This window comes from Amycolatopsis sp. NPDC004747 (assembly GCF_053601335.1).
The window spans coordinates 16,493-37,282 of sequence record NZ_JBSGBQ010000003.1; the positions used below are offsets into that span (position 1 = coordinate 16,493).

General features: G+C 70.5%; 24 protein-coding genes. 14 read left to right on the plus strand and 10 right to left on the minus strand.

Annotated features, from left to right (window positions below; all coding sequences use genetic code 11):
* Position 1: 1 nt before the first annotated feature.
* Complete coding sequence (locus ACWEGE_RS04900) at positions 2–958, minus strand: threonine ammonia-lyase (RefSeq protein ID WP_449659102.1); 957 nt, start codon at positions 956–958, stop codon at positions 2–4.
* Positions 946–1,947, minus strand: coding sequence for an LLM class flavin-dependent oxidoreductase (locus tag ACWEGE_RS04905; protein WP_449659103.1), 1,002 nt, complete (start codon positions 1,945–1,947; stop codon positions 946–948). The genes ACWEGE_RS04900 and ACWEGE_RS04905 overlap by 13 nt, the downstream gene beginning before the upstream one ends.
* A gap of 337 nt (positions 1,948–2,284) precedes the next feature.
* Between ACWEGE_RS04905 and ACWEGE_RS04910 the strand changes: the two genes are divergently transcribed.
* The 3 genes from ACWEGE_RS04910 to ACWEGE_RS04920 all read left to right on the plus strand — a co-directional run bounded on the left by ACWEGE_RS04910 (position 2,285) and on the right by ACWEGE_RS04920 (position 4,170).
* Positions 2,285–3,295, plus strand: coding sequence for a hypothetical protein (locus tag ACWEGE_RS04910; protein ID WP_449659104.1), 1,011 nt, complete (start codon positions 2,285–2,287; stop codon positions 3,293–3,295).
* A 385-nt stretch (positions 3,296–3,680) separates the two neighbouring features.
* Positions 3,681–3,878 (plus strand): hypothetical protein, encoded by a 198-nt coding sequence (locus tag ACWEGE_RS04915; protein WP_449659105.1) that lies wholly within the window; start codon positions 3,681–3,683, stop codon positions 3,876–3,878.
* 46 nt (positions 3,879–3,924) lie between these two features.
* Positions 3,925–4,170, plus strand: coding sequence for a response regulator transcription factor (locus tag ACWEGE_RS04920; protein WP_449659106.1), 246 nt, complete (start codon positions 3,925–3,927; stop codon positions 4,168–4,170).
* A 184-nt stretch (positions 4,171–4,354) separates the two neighbouring features.
* Here the strand turns inward: ACWEGE_RS04920 and ACWEGE_RS04925 are convergent, their stop codons facing one another.
* A complete protein-coding gene (locus tag ACWEGE_RS04925; protein ID WP_449659107.1) occupies positions 4,355–6,595 on the minus strand; it encodes an ATP-binding protein in 2,241 nt (746 codons plus the stop codon).
* An 880-nt stretch (positions 6,596–7,475) separates the two neighbouring features.
* Between ACWEGE_RS04925 and ACWEGE_RS04930 the strand changes: the two genes are divergently transcribed.
* Positions 7,476–8,732, plus strand: a complete 1,257-nt coding sequence (locus tag ACWEGE_RS04930) for a PucR family transcriptional regulator (RefSeq protein ID WP_449659108.1) — start codon at positions 7,476–7,478, stop codon at positions 8,730–8,732.
* On the opposite strand, the gene ACWEGE_RS04935 is transcribed toward ACWEGE_RS04930, so the two are convergent.
* Together ACWEGE_RS04935 and ACWEGE_RS04940 are read right to left on the minus strand one after the other, a co-directional pair.
* A complete protein-coding gene (locus tag ACWEGE_RS04935; protein ID WP_449659109.1) occupies positions 8,716–9,150 on the minus strand; it encodes a roadblock/LC7 domain-containing protein in 435 nt (144 codons plus the stop codon). The two genes, ACWEGE_RS04930 and ACWEGE_RS04935, sit on opposite strands and share 17 nt — an antisense overlap.
* A gap of 1,024 nt (positions 9,151–10,174) precedes the next feature.
* The gene (locus tag ACWEGE_RS04940) at positions 10,175–10,777 is read right to left on the minus strand and encodes a TetR/AcrR family transcriptional regulator (protein WP_449659110.1); all 603 of its coding nucleotides are present in this window, start codon (positions 10,775–10,777) and stop codon (positions 10,175–10,177) included.
* A gap of 145 nt (positions 10,778–10,922) precedes the next feature.
* Here ACWEGE_RS04940 and ACWEGE_RS04945 point away from each other — a divergent pair, with 145 nt between their 5' ends.
* The gene (locus ACWEGE_RS04945) at positions 10,923–12,155 is read left to right on the plus strand and encodes a glycosyltransferase (RefSeq protein ID WP_449659111.1); all 1,233 of its coding nucleotides are present in this window, start codon (positions 10,923–10,925) and stop codon (positions 12,153–12,155) included.
* Positions 12,156–12,310: 155 nt separating this feature from the next.
* Here the strand turns inward: ACWEGE_RS04945 and ACWEGE_RS04950 are convergent, their stop codons facing one another.
* Positions 12,311–12,517 carry a CsbD family protein gene (locus ACWEGE_RS04950; RefSeq protein WP_449659112.1) on the minus strand — a complete coding sequence of 69 codons (207 nt, stop codon included), beginning with the start codon at positions 12,515–12,517 and terminating at the stop codon, positions 12,311–12,313.
* Between the two features lie 257 nt (positions 12,518–12,774).
* On the opposite strand from ACWEGE_RS04950, the gene ACWEGE_RS04955 reads away from it, so the two are divergent.
* From ACWEGE_RS04955 to ACWEGE_RS04980, 6 genes are read left to right on the plus strand one after another with little or no spacing between them, the layout of a single operon-like run.
* A complete protein-coding gene (locus tag ACWEGE_RS04955) occupies positions 12,775–13,260 on the plus strand; it encodes an Asp23/Gls24 family envelope stress response protein (protein ID WP_449659113.1) in 486 nt (161 codons plus the stop codon).
* Positions 13,257–13,568 (plus strand): hypothetical protein, encoded by a 312-nt coding sequence (locus tag ACWEGE_RS04960; protein ID WP_449659114.1) that lies wholly within the window; start codon positions 13,257–13,259, stop codon positions 13,566–13,568. Before ACWEGE_RS04955 ends, ACWEGE_RS04960 begins: the two co-directional genes overlap by 4 nt.
* Positions 13,565–13,741 carry a hypothetical protein gene (locus tag ACWEGE_RS04965; protein WP_449659115.1) on the plus strand — a complete coding sequence of 59 codons (177 nt, stop codon included), beginning with the start codon at positions 13,565–13,567 and terminating at the stop codon, positions 13,739–13,741. The genes ACWEGE_RS04960 and ACWEGE_RS04965 overlap by 4 nt, the downstream gene beginning before the upstream one ends.
* 6 nt (positions 13,742–13,747) lie before the next feature.
* Positions 13,748–14,143 (plus strand): Asp23/Gls24 family envelope stress response protein, encoded by a 396-nt coding sequence (locus ACWEGE_RS04970; protein ID WP_449659116.1) that lies wholly within the window; start codon positions 13,748–13,750, stop codon positions 14,141–14,143.
* The gene (locus ACWEGE_RS04975) at positions 14,140–14,667 is read left to right on the plus strand and encodes a DUF6286 domain-containing protein (protein WP_449659117.1); all 528 of its coding nucleotides are present in this window, start codon (positions 14,140–14,142) and stop codon (positions 14,665–14,667) included. Before ACWEGE_RS04970 ends, ACWEGE_RS04975 begins: the two co-directional genes overlap by 4 nt.
* Positions 14,664–15,236 (plus strand): alkaline shock response membrane anchor protein AmaP, encoded by a 573-nt coding sequence (locus tag ACWEGE_RS04980; RefSeq protein WP_449659118.1) that lies wholly within the window; start codon positions 14,664–14,666, stop codon positions 15,234–15,236. Before ACWEGE_RS04975 ends, ACWEGE_RS04980 begins: the two co-directional genes overlap by 4 nt.
* 130 nt (positions 15,237–15,366) lie before the next feature.
* Here ACWEGE_RS04980 and ACWEGE_RS04985 read toward each other — a convergent pair whose 3' ends face one another.
* A complete protein-coding gene (locus ACWEGE_RS04985; RefSeq protein WP_449659119.1) occupies positions 15,367–15,657 on the minus strand; it encodes a hypothetical protein in 291 nt (96 codons plus the stop codon).
* Between the two features lie 178 nt (positions 15,658–15,835).
* Positions 15,836–16,501, minus strand: a complete 666-nt coding sequence (locus ACWEGE_RS04990) for a winged helix-turn-helix domain-containing protein (protein ID WP_449659120.1) — start codon at positions 16,499–16,501, stop codon at positions 15,836–15,838.
* Between the two features lie 333 nt (positions 16,502–16,834).
* On the opposite strand from ACWEGE_RS04990, the gene ACWEGE_RS04995 reads away from it, so the two are divergent.
* A complete protein-coding gene (locus ACWEGE_RS04995) occupies positions 16,835–17,032 on the plus strand; it encodes a hypothetical protein (protein ID WP_449659121.1) in 198 nt (65 codons plus the stop codon).
* 315 nt (positions 17,033–17,347) lie between these two features.
* Positions 17,348–18,088: a Crp/Fnr family transcriptional regulator gene (locus ACWEGE_RS05000; protein ID WP_449659122.1), complete on the plus strand. Its 741-nt coding sequence runs from the start codon at positions 17,348–17,350 to the stop codon at positions 18,086–18,088.
* A 5-nt stretch (positions 18,089–18,093) separates the two neighbouring features.
* On the opposite strand, the gene ACWEGE_RS05005 is transcribed toward ACWEGE_RS05000, so the two are convergent.
* Both ACWEGE_RS05005 and ACWEGE_RS05010 read right to left on the minus strand, forming a co-directional pair.
* On the minus strand, positions 18,094–18,981 hold the full coding sequence (locus ACWEGE_RS05005; protein ID WP_449659123.1) for an MEDS domain-containing protein: 888 nt from the start codon (positions 18,979–18,981) through the stop codon (positions 18,094–18,096).
* 137 nt (positions 18,982–19,118) lie between these two features.
* Positions 19,119–19,433: a hypothetical protein gene (locus tag ACWEGE_RS05010; RefSeq protein ID WP_449659124.1), complete on the minus strand. Its 315-nt coding sequence runs from the start codon at positions 19,431–19,433 to the stop codon at positions 19,119–19,121.
* A 525-nt stretch (positions 19,434–19,958) separates the two neighbouring features.
* Between ACWEGE_RS05010 and ACWEGE_RS05015 the strand changes: the two genes are divergently transcribed.
* Positions 19,959–20,789, plus strand: coding sequence for a Crp/Fnr family transcriptional regulator (locus ACWEGE_RS05015; RefSeq protein ID WP_449659125.1), 831 nt, complete (start codon positions 19,959–19,961; stop codon positions 20,787–20,789).
* Position 20,790 lies beyond the last annotated feature (1 nt).

A 20,790-nucleotide genomic window follows, 5' to 3' on the forward strand; every position in this document is an offset into this window, starting at 1 on the left:
GTCAGGCTCCCCGGGAGGTTCGCAGGCCGTCCGCGAGACGGGACCGGGCCGCTTCGACACAGTGCTGCCACAAGGTTTCGTCGATGTTCCCGCCGGACACGACGGCCAGCGCGCGACGGCCGGGACCGCGCTCGCGCAAGGCGGCCGCCAGCGCGGCGGCCCCGGCGGCCTCGGCCCGGATGCCCGCGTGCGTCCACAGCAGCGCCATCGCCCGGTGCAGTTCGTGGTCCTCGACCGAGACCACGTCCGGACGGCCGGACCGGCAGGCCTCGAACGCCAGCGCCCCGATCCGGCGGACCAGCAGCCCTTCCGGCAGCCCGGCGGCGGAGTCCAGCGTGACCCGCCGACCGGCGGCGAGCGAGGCCCCCATGGCCGGTGCTCCGGCGTACTCGACCCCGACGATCCGGACTCCGGCCGCGGCCCACTCGCGGAGGGCGGCGGTGATCAGCCCGCCGCCGCCGAGCGGGAGGTAGACCACGTCCGGCAAACCGCCCTGCGCGGCCGCCTCGGCGAACAGGGACCGGTGCCCGGCAATGATCCCGGCGTCGTCGAAGCTGTGCACGAAGACCCCGCGCCCGCGGTCCGCGTCCGCTCGCGCGGCCGCTTCGCAGTCGTCGTAACCCCCCGCCACCGCCACGGTTTCCCCGCCCCACTGCGCGACCCGCCGCACCTTGGCCGCCGGGGTGGCCGCGGGCAGGTAGACCCGTGCGTGCTGGCCCCGGGCGTGCGCGGCTTCGGCGAGGGCCGCGGCGTGGTTGCCGGTGGACGCGGTGACCAGCACCGTTCCGGCCGGGTACCGGCCGGTGCGCTGCCAGACTCCGCGGAACTTGAAGGCCCCGGACCGCTGCTGGGTCTCGTCCTTGAGCAGCAGGTCGCGCCAGCCGTGGGCGGAGCCGAGGGACACCAGCGGGGTGCGCACGGGAGGACCCGACAGGGCGCGCCGGCTCAGCGGAGGCACGGGATCACCTCACGGGCGAACAGCTTCAGCGAGCGTGCCGCGGTTTCCGGTGGCAGGCTGCCGAAGTGCTGCATGAGGCACAGGTCGGTGACACCCGCGCGCGCCCACTCCCGGATCTTGCCTGCCACCGTCTCCGGGGTCCCGAAGAGCACCTTGCCGGGGTACATCTCCGCGTAGTCGTGCGGGGACAGCTCCCGTCCGAACGCGGCATCGACGGTGCCGAGGTATTCCATCAGTGCCCGGCGGGGGATCTCCGCCGCTTCCTCTTCGGTCGGCGCCACGAAGAGGTGCTGGTTCGCGAGCACCCGGCCCCCGAGGGGATCGAGACCGGCGGCGCGGCGGGCCTCCCGGTACCAGCGCAAGCCGCAAGCCAGCTCGTCGGCGGTCCGGTTGTAGGGGTTGACCATCAGGCCGAGGCCTTCGCGACCGGCCAGCTCGAACGAATCCCGTGCGGTGGAGGCGGCGATCCACAGTGGCGGGCCGGGTCTCTGGAGCGGCTTGGGCAGCACGTCCACCCGGTCGAGGTCGTAGTGCTCGCCGTGGAAGGTGACCGGCTCGTCGGCCCAGGCGGCGCGGAGCACGGCGAGGCCTTCGGTGAACCGGACGGCCCGTTCGTCCATGCCCACCCCCCGGCCGGCGAATTCCCGCGGCAGGAAACCCCGGCCGACACCGACGTCGAGCCGGCCGCCGCTCAGCACGTCGAGCATCGCGAAGCTCTCCGCGGTCTCCACCGCGTCGCGCAGCGGCAGGATCGTGGCGGCGGAGCCGATCCGGATCCGCTCGGTCCGCGCGGCCACCGCCGCACCGAGGACCGGGATGCTGGGAACGTACCCGCCGTAGCGGGAAAAGTGGTGTTCGGCGAACCACACGGAGTCCAGGCCGAGTTCCTCGGCGTCCACCGCACTGTCGATCAGGGCCCGGTAGACCTCGGCGGCCGGCCGGGAATGGCCGGGTCCCTCGGCCGGCAGGAAGAACAAGCCGAATCGCATGCGAATTCCTTCGGGTACGACGCACCTGGAACCCGGCTGGGCACCCAGCCCGGCCAGTGCGTGAGGACGTGCGGGCACCCCGGAAAAAGCCGCCGGGGAACGGGTGTCCGGGCCACCGCCCGATCGCCGTTCTTCGCCCGTGGGTCTCGCCGGGAAACTTTCCGCCGGTGCCTCGAGATTGCCCGGCCGGATCCGCTGGATCAAGTCACGTGAATCCGGTCCCGGGTGCCGGGCGCGGATTCGAGCATCATGCCAATGCCGGCCGTGATTCGGTTTCTCCGGTACACCACGGGCACCCGCCGGCTCCCCCGGCGCGTTGCGGACCGAAGGAGAAGACATGGGGGACCGCATCCCGACTCCGGAGACGCCGGTCCGGCTGCTGCTGCTCCACCCGGACACCGGGCTCGTGCACCGGGCGGTGCGGGCCGGGTTGGACGTTCTGGTGCTCACCGGCGAGGACCGGGTGGCGGGCCTCGCCCCGGAACGCGTGTACCGTCCCGGGGAATTCGGCGGTACCGCGGCCGGCCTCCGCCACCTGGTGGACCACCATGGCGTCACCCACGTGCTCGAAGCCGACGGATTCCCCGCGTACCGGATCCCGCCCGGCGCCGGCCCGGAGGTCGCCGACGCCCCCCGGCTGCTCGCCGACGTCCGGGCGTTCCGGCAGCTGCTGGCTTCGAGCTTGCGCGCGGTCGTGCGGGAGCACCTGGTGCCGGTGGCGGACGAGGTGCCGAAAGCGGTCGCCGACCTGGGCGGGGCGGCCACCATCGCCACGGCGTCGGGCGAAGACGTCGTCGATTCGGGTGCGGCGCTCGCCGCCTGGACGCGGCGAAACCGGACGGGCGCCGGCCCCTTCCTGGTCGAGGAGCTGGTCACCGGCGCCGAGGTGGTGGTCACGACGCTGACGGTGAACGGGATGCACCGCGTCGTCGGGATCGTCGAGCACCGCCGGATCGGGGCGCTGACCCGGTACCTGTACCCGGCAGACCTGGACGGGACCAGTGCGCAGCAGGTGCGGGCCCTCGTCACCGGGATGCTGGACACCGTCGGCTACGAGTTCGGCCCCGCGCACACCCGCGTGGTGCTGACCGCGGGCGGGCCACGCCTGGTGTGCGCGGAGCCTCGCTTCACCGTGCACGGCATCGCCGCCCTGATCGAGACCGCGACCGGCTTCGACCTGGTGACCGGGTTGTTCCGCGCCCTGGCGGGAGCCTTGATCGACCCGCCCCGGCCCCACTGGTTCGCGGCCGTGGAGTTCGGCGGGCCGTCCGGGTCCGCCGGCAGCCACCGCGTGGCCGAAGGCGTGTCCGCCGAGGCCGTGTGGAGGCGGTTGGGCGAACTGCCCTGATCCCGCGGGGTCCGCTCCCGACAAGGAGCTACCGCACCCAAGCCGCGCCATTCGCGCCTCTCCGCGCCGACACCACGCCCCGGCGACCGTTTCCGAACGCCGGGACGGGGTGTCGGCGGGCTGGGCCGCGGCCGGGCCGGTGGACACCCACCGGCCTTCGACCATGTCACCGGCCGGCACCCGCGGTCCGCCTGCTGTCCACATAGGACTGTCGGCCGCCCGCCCGTCGCCGTTGGCAGGTGCCGGCGTGGCCGACGCCGGCTGCCCGGACGAGCGCGCCGCATCCTCGTTCCCGCCGGGGAGTACCGCAACGGGAACGCTCGGGGAACCGCCACCGAGACAGTGGTTTCCGTCCTGAGGAGACCGGAAACCAGAGGAGAACGCAATGACGAAGCGGATCGGCGAACCGGCGGCGGGCCTGCGGGGACTTCGTGCGAAGCGGGTGTTCGCGGTTGCGCTCGTGGCCACCGCGATCGCCGTGCCCGGCGCCCGGGTGGCCCCTTTCCCGGACCCGGCGCGGATCGTCGCCCAGACCGGGGACGGCTCCACGCCCCCCGGCGACTCGGGCGAGGGACCGAACTGATCCGGCACCGGACCGCCGCCGGACATCATGCAGAACGGGACGACACATGACCGTACAGGCAGAACACCCGGCGGCCGGCGAGGTGCTGAGCACCCGGGAACGCCAGGTCGCCGAACACGTGGTCCGCGGACACACCTACGACTCGATCGCGCGCCGGCTGAACATCAGCCCGCACACCGTCGACACCTACGTCCGCCGGATCAAGCTCAAACTGGGCGTGACCAGCCGCGCGCAGCTCATCGTTTCGGTCCTCGGCCGGCGCGCCGCCGACGGCGAAGCCGAGGCGTGCTGACCGGTCGGAGTCCGCTTCGCACCCCGGCGGCAGACGGGACGAGCCCGTGATCGGGTGCCGGGTTCCGGCCGCCCGGTCCGCCTCGCCGACCGGATCCCGGGCCCGGCCACTCCCCCGCCGGGCCCGGGACCGGAAGAGGGGCTCGTTCCCGGCCCCGCGGACAAGCCGGCAGCATCCTCCGGCGTCAGTCCGCGGGAAGCAGTTCGAGCACGGCCAGCGCGCGCTCGCGGTCCCCGCGGGTGAGGCGATTGCCTTCGGTGGCCGCCGCCAGCTCCAGGTTTTCCCGGGCAAGCCGGTACTGCCCGGCGTTGCGCCACGCGATGCCCGCGTGCAGCGCCACTTCCCCGGCTCGGCTCGTCAGGCCTTCGCGGGCGAACTCCGTGCAGGCCTCGTGGAGCGCCTCGGCCGCTTCCCGCCACCTGCCGAGGCCGGACAGGCAATAGCCGATGTGCTCCCGGACGTACGCCAGCATGGTGCAGCTGAACTCCTGCGGGACCTCGTCTTCGTTCTTCCCGATCTCGGACACCAGCGCGCGGAGCTCGGCGATCGCCTGCTCGTGGCGGCCCAGCGCCCGCAGGACCCGGCCCAGCCGCAGGCGCACGTACAACCGGATCGTCCAGAAATCGGCATCCTCGGCCATCGCACACGCTTCCCGGGCCTCTTCCAGCGCCTCGCCGAGGCGACCGAGCCGCATCAGGGTCATCCCGAGGTACGCCTTGGCCCAGATCTGCTCCTGCCGGTCGTCCGCCGCCAGCGCGACGGCGAGCGCCTCCCGGTGGGTGACGAACGCGGCCTCGCTGTCATCGAAGCACACGTGCTGCGCCCAGCCGAGGAAGTTCAGCAGGACGGCCAGGTCCGCCTGGCTGCCCAACGCGCGCGCGGACGCCACTCCGAGTCCGAAGATGCGGTCCCACGGTCCACGCATCCGCCCGTCGGAGTACCAGTGCATCGCCCTCGCCACGTCGACGACACTGCGGTGCCAGCCGAGCCGGGCCGCGACGCACTGCGCCTCCACCCAGTTCCACTGCTCCCGGTCCAGCCACTCACCGGCGTCCTCCGGCCCGGCGAAGCGATCGGAATCCCGCGCGTCGGGGAAGAACAGCCTCGCCGCGCGCACCGCCGTGTCCAGCAAATACTCCAGTACGCGGTGCTGCCGCGTCTCCCGCTCGGCGGGCAGCTCGTCCGCCTCCAGCCGGTCCGCCGCGAAGAGCCGGATCAGGTCGTGGAACTGGAACCGCCCGGCCGCCGGAGCGACCTGGACGAGGTTGGCGTCGGCGAGTTCGTCGAGACCGGCCCGGACGTCCACTTCGGACAACCCGGTCGCGATCGCCGCCACCTCCGCACCGAAATCCGGGCCGGGCACCACGGCCAGCCTGCGGAAAGCCAGCCGGGCCGCGGGAGAGAGCCGCCGGTAGGACACCTCGAACGCCGACCGCAGCTGCAGATCTCCCGCGGACAGCGCGCGGAGCCGCGTGCGCTCGTCTCGCAGCTGGGAGACCACGTACGCGAGGGACCAGTGCGGCCGGGTCACCAGCCGGTTGCCCGCGATCCGGACGGCCAGCGGCAGCAGACCGCACAGCTCGACCAGTTCCACCGCGGCCGCCGGTTCCGCGCGCACCCGCTCGGCACCGGCGATGGCCGACAACAGCCCGACCGCGTCCGCACTCTCGAGCGGGTCGAGCCAGAGCCAGCGAACGCCTTCCAGCCCGGCGAGCGCCCGGCGGCAGGTGATCAGGGTCAGGCACCCCTTGCCGACCGCCAGGAGCGGGCGGACGTGCGCCTCGTCGACGGCGTTGTCCAGCACCACGAGCACGCGCCGGCCCTCCAGCATCGTCCGGAACAGAGCGACCTGCTCGGCCTCCTGGGACGGGATGTGCTCCGGTGCGACACCGAGCGCACGCAGCAGCCTGTCGAGTGCGTCGCGGGCCGTGACCGGCTGGTCGTCCATCCCGCGCAGGTCGATCCACAAGCAGCCGTCCGGGAACTCCGGGCGCAACCGGTGCGCGGCCGCCGCCGCCAGCGCGGTCTTGCCGACCCCGGGCTGGCCCACGATCGCCATGATCCCGCCGCCCCGCGCCTCGGCCCGCACCCGGTCCAGTTCGGCCTCGCGCCCGACGAGGTCGCGCACCTCCGACGGCAGGGCGCAGAGCGCGGCCGCCTCCGGCACGCGCCCGCCGCGGCGGCGGCCTTCCTTCGCGACCGCCAGGAACAGGTCGCGCTGCCGCCCGGCGAGACCGAGCGCGTCCGCCAGCATCTCGGCGGAACGCTGCTGAGCGGCCTGCGCACGGCCGCGTTCCAAGTCCCGCAGTGCGCGAACGCTGATCCCCGACGCCGCGGCCAGCTGCGCCTGGCTGAGCGCCGCCGCATGCCGGTGACCCAGCAGCAGCCTCCCGAACGGCGACGTCAGTTCACTGTTCTCGTCCACGGCTCACCCAGTCGACCGGCAGAACCGAGGTGAGCGGAAGCCGCCCCCTCGCGCGTTCACTCTGACCGGCGATTTCCCGTCTCCGTGTCGACACCTTCGACGTCGTAGCTTCGGGAGCGTCCCGCGCTTCCCGCCGGCGCCGTCGAGCCCGTCGTCTCGGTCCACCCGTGGCCCCTGTCCCTCCCCGTCCAGGGTCAGCAGCGATCGCGGCACTTCCGTCTCCCTGCGGCTCGTCCTCCGGGGATCACGCTCGCCACTGCCCGCCCGAACCGGCCCGATCACCGGCGACGCGGGCCCAGTCAGTCCCGGCGTCCGTGCTTCGGCACCAAGATTACCCCGATCCGCCCGGCCGAAATGAGCGCGGTGGCCGACCCGATCCGCAACGCGGTCAGCCTGGTGGCAAGGGCCGGCCGGGATTCAGACTGCGTCGAGGACACTGGGCGACAACGAAAGCCGTTCCGGGGAAAGGAAATCGTGTCGGCCGAACAGGTGCCGACCGGCCGACGCGGCGCTGCTGCCCGGCCTGATCGACACCCACGTCCCTTTGCACGTACCGGAGAACCTCGTGACACTTGCCCCACGGGGTGTCACCACCGGGCTGGACATGGCCTGCCGGCCGCACCGCGGACGACGCGCGGCGGCCCGTCGAGGCCAGGAGCCGACAGCCACCGTAAGCGCGTGCGAGCGAGCCGAGAATCGACCCGGCCGCTTCCGGTGTCGCACCGCGGAGCACGAGCTCGTCGATCGCGGCGCCGGCCAAGCCGACACGTTCGGGCTTGGCGGGCCGCCGGACAAACTGTTGCGCCCGCTTCCTGGAGAACCGGACTCCGGCTCACTCCCGTGGGCTTCCGGACCGTTACGCCGGATGTACCATTCCCGGATGATCGACGACGCGATCGTGACCGCCCACGTCGAACGAGTCGCCGACGCCTTCATCGCGTGCGCCGGTGACCTCATCGCCGAGGTCGTCAACGTCTACGCCCGCGAACTGCCGCATCTGGTTTCGGACGACGAAGCGGTCGTGAACCTGTTGTCGGCAAGCTTGTTGCAGAATCTCGGCACCGTCCTTCGCGTCTTCCGCCACGGGCTCGACCCGGCCCAGGTGCGAGCGCCCGCCGCCGCGATCGAGTACGCCCGGCGCCTGGCCCAACGCGGCACTCCCGTCATCGACCTCATTCGCGCTTATTTCCTCGCCTGCAACACCCTCATCGCCCACGTCCCTTCAGAAGCCGTCCGGCAGCCGGTCGACAGTGACGTGCTGGCCGCAGTCGTTCAGCGGTACCTGACCGATGCCTTCACCTTCATCGACCAGGTGACCCAGCAGGTCGTCACGGCCTACCAAGAGGAACGTGAGCACTGGCTGCTCAACCGCAGCGCGGTGCGCGCGAGGCGGGTGCGAGACCTGCTCGCCAGCGAGCGGGTCGACATCGACGCAGCCGAGAAGACACTCGGATACCGGCTGCGTGGCCGTCATCTCGCCGTCTTCGTCTGGCGCAGCGGTACCGAGGCTTCCGCTCGGTCACTCGAGGCCACGACAACCGCGATCTCGCAGCAGCTCCCCTCGTGCGGAGCGCCGCTGGTCGTTCCCTCCGACGAACACTGCGTGTGGGTGTGGTTCCCGTTGTCGGCAACGACACCGTTCGGCGACGACTTGATCCACCGCGCCACGGACGCGGCCGACCCGCACACCCGGCTGGCACTCGGTGATCCGGGTACCGGGGTCGCCGGATTCCGGGCCAGCCACGATCAGGCCAGGAGAGTGCACGCACTCGCCTTGCTGGTCGACGACCAGTCCGCGCACCGGCACCTCGCCTTCCGCGACGTCGGAGCACTGGCCCTGATGACTGCGGATCTTCCGGCAACGCGCAGCTGGGTTGCCCGCACCCTCGGCAGCCTCGCCACCGACGACGCACAGCACCATCGCCTCCGGGAAACACTGCTGGCGTTCTTGGCGACCGGAAGCAGCTTCACCGCTGCGGCCACGGCACTGACGATTCACAAGAATTCGGTTCAGTACCGTATCCGCAAAGCCGAACAAGTGCTGCAGCGACCCATCGCCGACAACCGGATCGACCTCGAGCTGGCCCTGAAACTGTGCCGGCTCGTAGGCAAAACGGTACTCACTCCGGGAAAGTAGGAAGCCCTTCCAGCTGGCCGCGCAACTCCGGTGTCATGGCCTGCTTGACCTGTTCGACGAGCGCGGCCATCTCATAGCCGATCCGGCCGAGGTCGCTGTCCGAGCTCGCCAGGACAGCCAGGGTCGCTCCGTGGCCGAGTGCCATGAGCATCATGAGCCCGGAGTCCATCTGGACGGCGACATCATTGACGCTTCCAGCCTCGAGGCACCGGGCGGCGCCGGCGGCGAGATTCATGACGCCTGCCGCGATCGCCCCGAGCTGATCGGCTCTGTCCGACGGAAGCCACGCCGACGCCGCCAGCACCAACCCATCCGCCGAGACGGCGATCGCATGAGCCGCGCCGGGTGCTTTCACCACGAGCTCGTCGACGAGCCATGAATTCGCGCGCTGCACCGGAGTCCTGCCGTTGTTCACCATCAATCCTTTTCCTGGGCTTTTCCTCGCACTCGGCCCGGGCGCGGTGAAGTCCAGTGTGGAAGCTCCTCAGCCGCGCACACATCCGCAGCCCTGCACGCCACCCGGACCTGAACCGCCCATGGGGGCAGCTCCGCGATCTTCGGGGTGAATCCAGCATCGCGGAGGTGACCGTGCACTCCTGCTGCAACGCGGTGGTGAGCGTGCGCACCCCACCGCCGAGCGCCACCAGCCGATCGAGCCGCTGGTTGACAGGCAAGCTCCAGTCGCACCACTGCTCCGGCACGCGCGGGGAACCCCAGCCAAGCCGAAGGGTCGCGGGCTTGCTGCGCCGCTGGTTCGTCCAGAGGGGTCATCGAAAGTATCTCCAAGCAACACAGCCCGGCAGGAGCTGGGAGTCCAACACCGGCGACGGGACGAACGAGCCACACCGCGAGCGTGTCGCGCCCACAGCGACCGGCGGGATCGTCCGATGTTAGCGCCAACAGACCGTTCCGATCCGTACTCGCGCAACGACGGACGTTAGCGCCTGGAACCAGCAGCGCGCATTGTGCTGCAAGACCAAATTCTCGACCGGGATACCGACCATGCGACCAAGTCCTCAGCGGCCAGCCATCCCACCGAGACACATTCACGGTGCTGTGTCACGCAAGCGGGCGAACATCAGTGCCCCCGGCGAACCGCCGCAGCCCTCGGTTCCGGCAGTACCAGATCGGCGAACCACACTCCGGAAATCATGATGTTTTCTGGCCATACTCCAGAGGAAAAACTTCATGCCGGCCGATCACATTTCGGAGCATACCGGCTTTGACGGCTCCGTAAAACCAGCGCCGCAACTCACATGCTGAAATCGTGGGTCTCCGATCGGAAACGCTGCCGGGAAGCAGCAGTCGGCGACGAGGTCGTTTTTGCCACGAACGCGGCGCGGCCGCCGATGCCTGCGGCGGACGCTGCCGTGGCGAGACCTCTGCGCGCTGCGGCCCGACCGGCCATTCCCGCTCGGCCGCCCCAGGCACTTGCCCGAGGGTTAGCGTTGCGCGGCTGCGCCGCGGTGGAGCAGGTCGACGAGTGAGTCGAGCCACGGGCCCGTGGGGTCGGCGTGCTCGAGGAGCACTCGGTGCACGATCGCACCGACCAGGCTGAAGATCACCTGCTGGGGGTCCGCGTCTTCGTTCCACTCCCCGCGGCGGCGAGCCCGCTCGGCGATGGCGAACACCGGTGTCGCCTGCTCGCTCATCCGACGTGCGGCAAGGGAGGCGACCTCGCTCGTGGCGCCGCTGCCAATGGCCGCTCGCGCCAGAGCCGCACCTTCGGGACGCGACAGGAACTCCGCGATGGGCTTGGCCAGGGCGTGCAGGTCGGTTCGCAGGTCACCCGTGTCGGGACTGCCGGCGAACTCGGTGCGCAGCCCGTCCATGGCGGCGGCAACGAGGGCTTCTTTGGTGGGCCAGCGCCGGTAGACGCTGGTCTTGTTGACCTCGGCGCGGCGCGCGACGCGATCGACGCTCAGCTTGTCGAACCCGCTCTCGGCCAGTTCGGCGCGCACGGCCGCGAGGATCGCCGCCACCACGGGGGCGCCGCGGGGGCGTCCCACGTCACGACGGCTCGGCACGTCCGGGCCATCACCCATCCCCAGCTCCCATCCTGCTGTACCTGCCGCAGCCCGCCCGACGATATCGCGGTCGCACCGCACACCACCCGCCGACGACCGGCGGTGGACGACGCGGCGCCACCTCCCCTATTATTGCAACAACATGTTGCAATGGAGGTTGCCTGTGCAGGTCTGCGTCGTTGCCATCGACACGCGTGGCGGTGTCCAGCCCTACGCCGCCCTGGCCCTGGGCCTGCAGAAAGCGGGACATCAGGTCCGTGTTGTCGTGCCGGAGGACTTCACCGGCTGGCTGACCGGCCTGGGGCTCGATGCGGTGCCGCTGCCCGGACGCATGGACGACGCCGCACGCGCCGCGGCCGAGGCCGGGTTCTCCCGCGGTGTTGTCCCCAAGGGCATGCGCGAGCAGCTGCTCCGGCAGTCGTTGCTACACGCTCGCGCGCTGCTCGACTACGCCGACGGCACCGACGCCCTGCTGGGCGGTATCGGCGGCGCGGTACTCGGGATCGACGTGGCGGAGCGACTCGGCATCCCCTTCGTGCCCGCGCACCTGCACCCGGTCGGGGCGGTCTCCCCTGCGGTCACCGGTGTGCTGACGCCTTGGATGCCGGCCTGGACCGGAGCTGCGGGCAACCTGATCGGCTCGGCGATCACCGAAGCGGGGCTCACGCTGCCTTTTCGCGCCGTCTCCCGTGCCGTGCGCCCGGACGTGCTCGGCCTGCCCCGTCGCCGGGCCCGGCCGAGAAACCCCCCGCCTCCGGTCTACGGGTTCAGCAGGCACGTCGTGGCCGTACCCGCGGCCTGGAACGTCACCGGTTACTGGTTCCTGCCTGAGGAGCCTGAGTGGACTCCGCCGGCGGAGCTCGTCACGTTCCTCGATTCGGGCGAGGCTCCCGTCTGCATCGGCTTCGGCAGCATGGTGAGCGGTGATCCCACCACGACCGCCCGAACGGTCACCGAAGCGATCCGGCGGGCCGGGGTCCGGGCGGTGCTGCTCACCGGGTGGAGCGGCATGAGTGACATCGCCGCCTCCGAGGACGTGTTCGTCGTCGACCAGGTGCCACACTCGTGGCTGTTCCCCCGGTGCGCGGCGGTGGTCCACCACGGCGGCGCCGGCACCACCGCCGCCGCTCTGCGGGCGGGCGTCCCCGCTGTTGTCGTGCCACACGGAGTCGACCAGCCCTTCTGGGCGAAGAGGGTCGCCGAGCTCGGCGTGGGGCCGCGGCCGCTGCCCCGGCCCCGGTTGTCCGCGCGCTCCTTGGCGACCGCTCTCCGCACGACGCTCGCGGACGATGGCATGCGCGCCCGCACCGCACGCCTCGGAGAACTGATCAGTGCCGAGGACGGCATCACGGCTGCGGTCGGCCTCCTCGGCGAAACCGCCGGTGGGCCTTCCTGACCTGCTGCCGTACTGGTCGACAGCCACAGATCCAGTATCGGCTGGCAGAGTCACCATTCGGTGCCGAACGGTGGGTGCGGGTGGGAACCTCGCACCCACCGTGGGGAATCCCGGTCGGTTCCGTGGCGCTGTCCCGCGGAACTACCGCGATGCGGTCACTTCTTGAAGACGTCCTTGACCTTGTCCGCCGCGTTTCCGACGACGTCCTTGACGTCTTCGACCGCGCCCTTGAGCCCGGCCTTCACCTGATCGCTCTTGCCCTCGGCCTGCAGCCGCTCGTCACCGGTCACGGTGCCGGTCGCTTCCTTGGCCTTGCCACCGAGTTCCTCGGCCTTGTTGCCGATCTTGTCGCCCAACGACATCGTGGATCTCCCTGTCTCCGCGGCGCCACCCAGGCGGTGGCGCCCTTCGACCAGGAAGACAACCGAACACGGCTGTTCGTCACTCACCCCACCAGGTGAATGCGATCACGGACCGATCCGGCGAACGAGAGCCACGACACACGATCGGTTCGTGACGTTTCCCGGACAGCGGTGTCCATCTGGTGTGCAGGCAAGCGGGACGGAATCCGCAACACCGGCACGGACACACCGATCCGAACCGTATTCAGGGAGACGCCATGACGAACCCCGCCACCACGACCAGCGGCACCGGCAAGGCCGCGGGCCCGGCGACCGGCACCCTCACCAAGGCCGCGGACAGCGCGCTGTCCTCCAGCCACGGCAGCACCACGATCTCCGATGTCGTGGTGCAGAAGGTCGCCGGCATCGCCACTCGCGAGGTGTCCGGAGTCCACGCCCTCGGCGGCGGTGCCGCCCGCGCCTTCAACGCGCTGCGCGAACGCATCCCCGGCGCCACCGCATCGGCCGGGCAGGGCGTCTCCGTCGAGGTCGGTGAACGCCAAGCCGCGATCGACCTGCAGGTTCTCGTCGAGTACGGCGTGTCCATCACCGATCTCTCCCGCTCGGTCCGGCGCAACGTCATCACCGCGGTCGAGCAGATCACCGGGCTCGAGGTCGTCGAAGTGAACATCAACGTCTCCGACGTCCGCCTCCCCGGCGACGACGACGCCGACGAGCAGGCCGACACCGGCCGCGTCCAGTGACCCGCGGCGTCGCGATCGACGCCGACGCCATCGCCGCCGCTGTGCTGGCCCTGCCCGCCGTGGCGGGCCTGCACAGCGGCCGGTTCGGGGAGATCGCCACCCTCCTGCCCCACCGGCGTCTCCCCGGAATCCGCATCCGGCCCGACGAAATCACCATCGGCGTGACCGGCCGCTACCCGGCGACAGTGGCGGAAATCGGCAACGCGGTTCGCGCCGCGATCGCCCCGGCCGACCGGCCGGTGAACGTCCGCATCGGGGACATCGCCCCGCCGAACCACTTCCATCGACACATCGGAGAACAACCATGACGTCGACCCACCTCGGTCTGCTGACCGGGCTCGTCCTCGGCCTGGCCGCCGCGTTCGGCGGCTTCGGCGCCTTCCTCCTGGTCCTCGTCCTCGGCGCGCTCGGCCTGCTCGCCGGCCGGTACCTCGACGGCAAGCTCGACTTGTCGGCGCTGTCCGGCCGTGACCGAGGCTGACCCGCCATGACCACCGCGACCACGACCGCGCCGGCGCACTCGGACGCCGGCGACCGCGGCGCGCTGACGATCGGGGACACGGCGGTCGAGCGGATCGCCACGACCGCGGTCACCGAAGTCGACGGCGTCGGCGGATCCGCCACCCGGGTGCTGGGTGTGGCCGTCGGCAGCGAGGACCCCGACCGCAGCGCCAAAGTCACCGCGACCGTCGCCGGCGACACCGCCGCGCTGACGGTGCGCCTGTCGATCAGCTACCCGCGGTCGGTTCTTCGGACCACCGACGCCGTCCGCGAACACCTCATCCGCCGGGTGCACGAACTCACCGGCCTGGCGGTGGAGCGTGTCGACATCACCGTCACCGCCCTGCACACCGCGCACGCCGACACCAGGAGGGTCCAGTGAAACGCCGTCCCCGCCGCAGCACCCCGGCCGTGCTCACCGCACTCGTCCTGCTTGCCGCGTGCGTCCTCGCCGCCGTTGTCGCGATTCAGCTGATCCTGGGGCAACGGCCGTGGATCAGCTACGACAGCGTCGCCGGATGGCTGCACGCACAGCGCTGGAACGGCCTGGTCCCCGCAATCGCCGGTGGCGTGGTGGTGCTGCTCGGGCTCGTCCTGGTCCTCGCCGCGGTCTTCCCCGGCAAGCTCACCGTGCTTCCCCTGCAGGGCGAGCCGGAGTCGGGGGCGTCCCGCCGCAGCTACCGCTCCACCCTGCGGACCGCCGCGGCCGGCGTCGACGGCGTGTCGGGGGCGAAGCTGACCCTCAGACGCCGCAAGGTCATCGCGCGCGTGCGCACCGGACGAACCAGGACCGACGGCCTGGCCGAGGCCGTTCACGCCGCCATTTCCCGCCGCCTCGCCCAGATCGCACCGGCGACCGAACCCGCCGTGAAGGTGAAGGTCAAGGCCACCAGGAGCGCGTCATGAGCAGCCTCAACCGCCCAGCCCGCCTCAACCGCACCCTGCTGACCCTGATCGGACTGCTCCTGCTCGCGGCCGGCGGATTCGCCGTCGCCACCCACTTCGGCAAGCTCCGGCTGCTCGCCGCGGACACCCCGCTCGTGCCCGGCACCGCCCGACCACCCGGCTGGGTCTGGTACGTCGTCGCCGCGTCCGCCGTCATCGCCGGTCTCCTGCTGCTGCGCTGGCTCGCCGCCCAGCTGGCCCGTACACCCAAGACCCACACCTGGCGCTTCGGCACCGAACCCGACCGCGGCACCACCGAACTGGCACCCGGTACGGCCGTCGAACCGTTCCTCGCCGAAGTCCGCACCTACCCCGGCGTCCACGCGGCGCACGCGACCCTCACCGGCTCCCGCGACGCCCCGGCACTCGTCCTGGTCCTCGGCGCCGAGCAGGACGGTGAACTCAGCACCATCCGCAACCGCCTCGACACCCACGGCCTGCCGCGGCTCCGGCAGGCTCTCGACCTCGACACCCTCCCGGTGACGATCGAATTCCGGTTCACCACGAGCACCGGCCCGCGCATTCGGTGAATTGCGGAATCCTCGCACCACCCGCCGGCACCGGTAGGTCACCAGACGCTCCTGATGACCTACCGGCGAAGCGATCGGCTGCCGGCCTCGACGGCCGGAACCGATCACCAGAACATCATGAACCGATGTTTCACAGCAGGCCGAGAACCGAATTCAGGAGCCCGCCACCGGCGTCGCCGCTGGAGTCGACACCGTTCCCGCCGTCGACGTCTCCGGTGCCGTCGCACCCGACGCTGCTGTTCACCTCGGTCCCGCCGGATCCGTTCGGTCCCGCCTGGACGTTCGACGCGTGGTAGTCGGCGCAGGGAACGGTCGCGCCACCGGCGGAGACCGTCTGCGCCGACGCGACGCCGGCCGCACCCAGGATGAGGGGAGCCGCCAAGGCAGCACCCACGACGCCGAGCCGCAAGCTCTTCCGCATGTGAAGTTCCTTTCTCGTTTTTCTTGTTGTTGCGAACGTCCCACCCACAAGTTCCGGCGGGACGACGTTCAGATAGCCGAACCGGCAGCGGATATGCGCGATACGACGGACAAGATCGGCAAGTGATTCGATCAGGGCACCGAATTGTCGGAATCCGCCGAGTTCCGGCCGGCCGGCGTCACCACGCGGGAACGGCCTGGTACCCGACGCCTCGCACGGTGCGGACCAGACGGGGACGCCGAGGGTCGGGTTCGATCTTGTTCCGGAGCCGGCACACGTGGAGGTCGAGCAGCCTCGTGTCCGCCAGGCGCGCGGACCCCCACAGACGCCGGGTCAGCTCGCTACGGCTCACGGCCATCGGCGCTGCCGCCGCGAGCTCGGCCAGCAGGCGGAACTCGGTGCTCGTCAGCCGCACTTCGCGGCCGCACCGGTGAACCTGCCTCTCCACCATCCGGATCTCCACCTCACCGAGACGCACCGTGGCCGGCTGGGCCGTGATCGTCCGGCGCCGGAGCGAGGCCCGGATCCTCGCGGCGAACTCCGCGGCCGCCAACGGATCCACCACGCACTGATCGGCACCCGCGCCGAGAGCCGCCACGGCTTCCCCGACGGTCGGCCGGTGGAGGATGACGACGATCGGCGCTTCGCTCCGGCGCCGGACGGCCCGGCAAAGGGTCACGCCGTCCACCCCGGGCAACCCGAAGTCCACCAGTACGACGTCGACGCGATCAGCCAGGAGTACGTCGAACGCGTGATCCGCCGACGAGACGCAGCAGAGGGAAATCCCCTCCGCCAGGAGCGCCCGCGCCAGCGCTTTGACCGGCGAGCGACCGTCGACGAGCACTGTCCGGATCATTGCTGGTCACGACTCCGAGGTTTGCGGCCGCCGGCCGGAACGGCATCGGTAGGCCGCCGGCGGCGTGCGGCGACCTACCGGCCGGCGGCGGTGGCGGGGCACGCCATCCACCGTCCGTGGCAGCGAGAACTTCACCACCACGTGCTCACACGGTATTCCCCCGAAGCGCGGAATGGCACTGCCGCAACGCGAAAGAGTGTCCCGACTGTTCGATTTCGGCAGCAGCCACCTGAAGCGCCGGTGATTCCCGCGGCGATTAAACCGTGCCGGGGAGGGTAATCAGTTCTCCGCGACGCTCCGAAATTCCAGATGGGAATCACGATGACCCACCGCGCGCTCGGCCGGGCAACCTCCGCTCGCTCCCCACGGTTCCCGGAACCACGGAACACCGGCCCACGGCACCGGCTGCACAGATCGAACGGCCTTCCGCGGCTGGCCCTCGAAGTGTTGTGCGCGGGACTGCTCCTGGGCGCGCTGGTGACGACGGCCACGGTGATCACCACGATCACCCTGCGCTGACCGTGACTGACGGTAGCCCGGCAGCTTCGCATGACAGTTGTTTGAAGACAACAGAACCGGCCGCGAGCTGTCCGGGGCACCGCCGGAGCAACCCCTGCGGCCAACCGAGCCACCGAAAACCACGGTTTCTTTATTGAACACTGGACAACACCTTGTCCTTCGCCATATAGTCCGGCCCCACGGATGATCTCCGGTTGCCGTCGTCAACAGCAATGCGAATGCCGCCGTCCGACACGCCCCGCTCATCAGCCGGGCTTTCGGCGCCGCCGCGTGACCGTGAACCGAGAAGGAATGATGAGCGGATCGACTCCCCGGGTGGCAGCACCGCCGCGGCCGATCACGTCATTTTCGGTGCCGGAACTCGCCAGGGCCCGGTTCGCGGCGGACAGCCTCGCCGGGCGTCCGGGGTACGGTGCGGAGGCCGAGTCCGGTCTGCTCACCTTGCTCGCCGGAGAACTGATCCAGCAACGGTTCTCCGCCGGCGCCGAACTGGGCCACCTGGACGGCTGGTGCGCCGGCATCTGGATCATCCAGACCGGGACGGTCGAACTGACCATGGCGAACGGACGTGATCGGCTCGTCCTGCAGACGGTGTGCCGCGGCGAGGCGTTCGGCGTGGTCCGGCTGCTGGACGGGCAACCACGTCCGTACGCGGTCCGCGCGAGCACCGAGGTCACCGCGCTGCTCCTGCCCGTCACGACCTTCCCGCACCTGCGCCAGGACCGATCGTTCATGGAACTGGTGGTCGCCGGCCTGACCCGCCGGTTGGTACGCGCGTGGGACCACCTGGCGGCCGTGCTCGCCGACGACCTCCGCACCAAAGCGGCGCGGATTCTGCTGGCCGAAGAGCGAGAGGGCGTCGTGCCCCTGTCGCAGGCGACTCTCGCCAATCTCCTCGGAGTGTCACGGCCGGCGCTCAACGTGGCACTGGGAAGTCTCCGGGACGCCGGCCTCGTCGAACTCCGCTACCGGCGGATTCCGATCCTCGACCACGACGGCCTCGAGGCGGCGGCACGGATACCGTCAACCGCCGGCCCCGCCACAGACCTGCTCTGACCACCTCAGGGCAGGATCATCATGCCGGTCGGCAACTCGTCCCACAGCACGCTCGCGATGCGGAGCAGGCCGGTCGATGGCGCGTGCACGACGAGGCTGAGACCGATCGTGCTGAGCTGACGGGCCGTCCGGGCGAGAGCGGCGACCGCCGGCCCGTCAGGATCGCTCAAGTCGCGGACGTGGAGCTGCACATCGGTCCGAGTGCTCAGAGCGCGGTCGACCGCAGCCGTCAACGCCCGGCTGAACACCGCCCGATTCCGCAGGTCGACTCGGCCGATGACGCGCATTCCGCTCTCGACGGGCACAATCTGCAGGTTTTCGTCGCGATAGGACAGTGCGGGATCGATCCGGTCGCGGTGCGCCGCCGCCCAGAGGTGCGCCTCCGTACCGCACCGGCGCCGATCGTAGGCGCACAGGAACGCACCCGGCCGGTCACCGATCAGCCGGTCGATGCCCGTCTCGAACCCGTCGGCTTCGGGCGGGCGCAGCTTCTCCCGGATCCAGTTGGCCTCCACCATGATCCGGAGCCCGGAGAACCCTTCCGCTCTCGTGTTGTCGGCGTATCGGGCGAGCCAGGCGAACAATCCCTCGGGTTGGTCGAGAGGCAGCCGGATGTGGTGATCGCGGACCGACATGACCAGCAGCTGACCTCGGTCGGTCAAGCGACCGACGTTTACCCCCGCCGCCGCAAGCCGGTCGAGCGCCCGCAACCGTTCCCCTGCTGACACCAGACAGCAGACCCGCTCACCGAGCTGGACACCGACGGTGACGAACGAGTAGATCAACCTGCGGTACTCCGCATCGGAACCGAAGACGGCACCGGCGTGCTCGTATCGGACGGCACCCTCGCCGGTTTTCGGCTTCGACCGGCGGACGTCCAGCGGACCTGTCATCCCTCGTCAGACCTTTCCGTTAGCTTGCGCTCGTCCTTCGCCAGGCGACGGTCGACCGGGTACGAGCGAGGTTGTGCACACCCTGGCGTGGACGGGTGCAGGTGCCGGCCGGCCGGCACCTGCACCCAGCGGTTCCCTCAAGCGCCGACGCACTGTCCCGTGCCTGAGGTCACCAGATTCCCGACGGCGCCCTCCGGGCCGGCGCTCACCTGCCAGGCCTGGTAGTAGGCACAGCCCGCATCGCGGCCGCTCCCACCACCCCCGGCGCACCCACCGACGCCGGTGCCGGTCGTGGCCGCGGCGGCACCGTTCGGCCCGGCCGCGACCGAACCGGCCTGGTAGTGGGCACAGCCCGCGCCACCGCCGCTCTGCGCGGACGCCACCCCCCACCCCGCCACCAGAAGCGGAACGGAAATCCCGACCGCGGTCATGCTCTTCACCAAGAGATTCATTTTTTTGTTCCTCACTCGCTTTGTGCGACCCGACGAATTCACCGGGTCGCGCACATGGTCGTGGTTTCAGGACCGCGCCACAGAGCCAGAGCTCCGTCTCATATTTGCCGTACACGTCCTCCGACGCGAGGAACACTACCGCACACTTCGCCGGTGAACACCCCGCCGAAGCACGTTGCGAACACCTACCACCCAGGCAGGTGTAGGGTTTGTTCGAATTTTACCGTTACCGGTTCCGAGAACTCGCGCGAGAAGATCCGAACTCGCTTTCCCGGTCTCGGAAAGTCATCTGCTTGACGATTTACTCGACCAGCCGAGTGATGCTCCGGCAAAGGTGTCTGACCAGGCAGTTCCCAGGGTAGCCCGCCCGTTGTCCGCGACGTCCCCGACAAGTCGTTCTGGCCGGACTTCACTTCTCCGCAACACAGAATCCCTGCCGACCGCACGTTACCGATCCACCTGGGCAGCACCACGCGAAGCCCAGTACTCGACGATCGCACTCAAGGCCACAAACGGTGAGAAACCATGACGCAAACCGATGACTTCCCAGCCTCCAATTCAGCCCAATCACCCCGCTACTCCGCGCGCCGCAACGCGAGATTCGCGCTCGATTGCCTCTTGCCGGGCGATCCACCCGACTTCGGCGCCCAGGACGATCTGCTCGACAGCCTCGCACAGGAGCTCGTTCCCGTTCGCTGCGCGCCGCGCACCGTGCTGTGCCGGCGCGACCACCGGCCCGATGGCGTCGCGTTCATCCAGGACGGCATCGTCGAACTGGTGACGGGTCCTCGCGACGTGGTGACGCAGACACTCTGCCGCGGAGACGTACTGGGACTCGAAGAACTGATCAGCGGAAGAACGGCTCCGCGGCTCGCCCGCGCGGCGAGCCACGTTTCGTACTTGTTCCTGCCAACCGACCCCCTGCTCAACGCTTTCCTGTCGCGCCCCGGCGCCGCACCGCACCTGATGTCCGGCTTGGCCGACCGCCTGGTCACCACGTCGGGACGGCTCGCGACGGTGCTGGAAGGCGACGTCGAGCAGCGCACGGCGCGCATGCTGCTCTTGGAGGAACGCAACGGCGTCCTGGTGATTTCCCAGTCCGCGCTCGCTGCCATGGCCGGTGTGTCACGCCCCAGTCTCAACCGGGCTCTGAGGGCGCTGAGCGACCGGAACGCCGTTCAGCTCCAGTACCGCCGGATCCGGATCCTCGACGAGTCGCTCCTCAGAGCCGCAGCGACGGCCGACCGGTCCGGCCGGTGGCCGTCCTCGGCACCCGACGACAGCCTGAGCGACGTGTCGTCGACGCACCACACACCCGACGCCGCCGTCGCGCGCGACACTCACGAAAGGAGCTGAC

Coding starts and splice junctions, on each gene's coding strand:
- ACWEGE_RS04905 (WP_449659103.1), bottom strand. CDS start 1,947: ATGCGATTCGGCTTGTTCTTCCTGCCGGCCGAGGGACCCGGCCATTCC.
- ACWEGE_RS04910 (WP_449659104.1), top strand. CDS start 2,285: ATGGGGGACCGCATCCCGACTCCGGAGACGCCGGTCCGGCTGCTGCTG.
- ACWEGE_RS04915 (WP_449659105.1), top strand. CDS start 3,681: ATGACGAAGCGGATCGGCGAACCGGCGGCGGGCCTGCGGGGACTTCGT.
- ACWEGE_RS04920 (WP_449659106.1), top strand. CDS start 3,925: ATGACCGTACAGGCAGAACACCCGGCGGCCGGCGAGGTGCTGAGCACC.
- ACWEGE_RS04930 (WP_449659108.1), top strand. CDS start 7,476: ATGATCGACGACGCGATCGTGACCGCCCACGTCGAACGAGTCGCCGAC.
- ACWEGE_RS04935 (WP_449659109.1), bottom strand. CDS start 9,150: ATGGTGAACAACGGCAGGACTCCGGTGCAGCGCGCGAATTCATGGCTC.
- ACWEGE_RS04940 (WP_449659110.1), bottom strand. CDS start 10,777: ATGGGTGATGGCCCGGACGTGCCGAGCCGTCGTGACGTGGGACGCCCC.
- ACWEGE_RS04950 (WP_449659112.1), bottom strand. CDS start 12,517: ATGTCGTTGGGCGACAAGATCGGCAACAAGGCCGAGGAACTCGGTGGC.
- ACWEGE_RS04955 (WP_449659113.1), top strand. CDS start 12,775: ATGACGAACCCCGCCACCACGACCAGCGGCACCGGCAAGGCCGCGGGC.
- ACWEGE_RS04965 (WP_449659115.1), top strand. CDS start 13,565: ATGACGTCGACCCACCTCGGTCTGCTGACCGGGCTCGTCCTCGGCCTG.
- ACWEGE_RS04970 (WP_449659116.1), top strand. CDS start 13,748: ATGACCACCGCGACCACGACCGCGCCGGCGCACTCGGACGCCGGCGAC.
- ACWEGE_RS04980 (WP_449659118.1), top strand. CDS start 14,664: ATGAGCAGCCTCAACCGCCCAGCCCGCCTCAACCGCACCCTGCTGACC.
- ACWEGE_RS04985 (WP_449659119.1), bottom strand. CDS start 15,657: ATGCGGAAGAGCTTGCGGCTCGGCGTCGTGGGTGCTGCCTTGGCGGCT.
- ACWEGE_RS04995 (WP_449659121.1), top strand. CDS start 16,835: ATGACCCACCGCGCGCTCGGCCGGGCAACCTCCGCTCGCTCCCCACGG.
- ACWEGE_RS05005 (WP_449659123.1), bottom strand. CDS start 18,981: ATGACAGGTCCGCTGGACGTCCGCCGGTCGAAGCCGAAAACCGGCGAG.
- ACWEGE_RS05010 (WP_449659124.1), bottom strand. CDS start 19,433: ATGAATCTCTTGGTGAAGAGCATGACCGCGGTCGGGATTTCCGTTCCG.
- ACWEGE_RS05015 (WP_449659125.1), top strand. CDS start 19,959: ATGACGCAAACCGATGACTTCCCAGCCTCCAATTCAGCCCAATCACCC.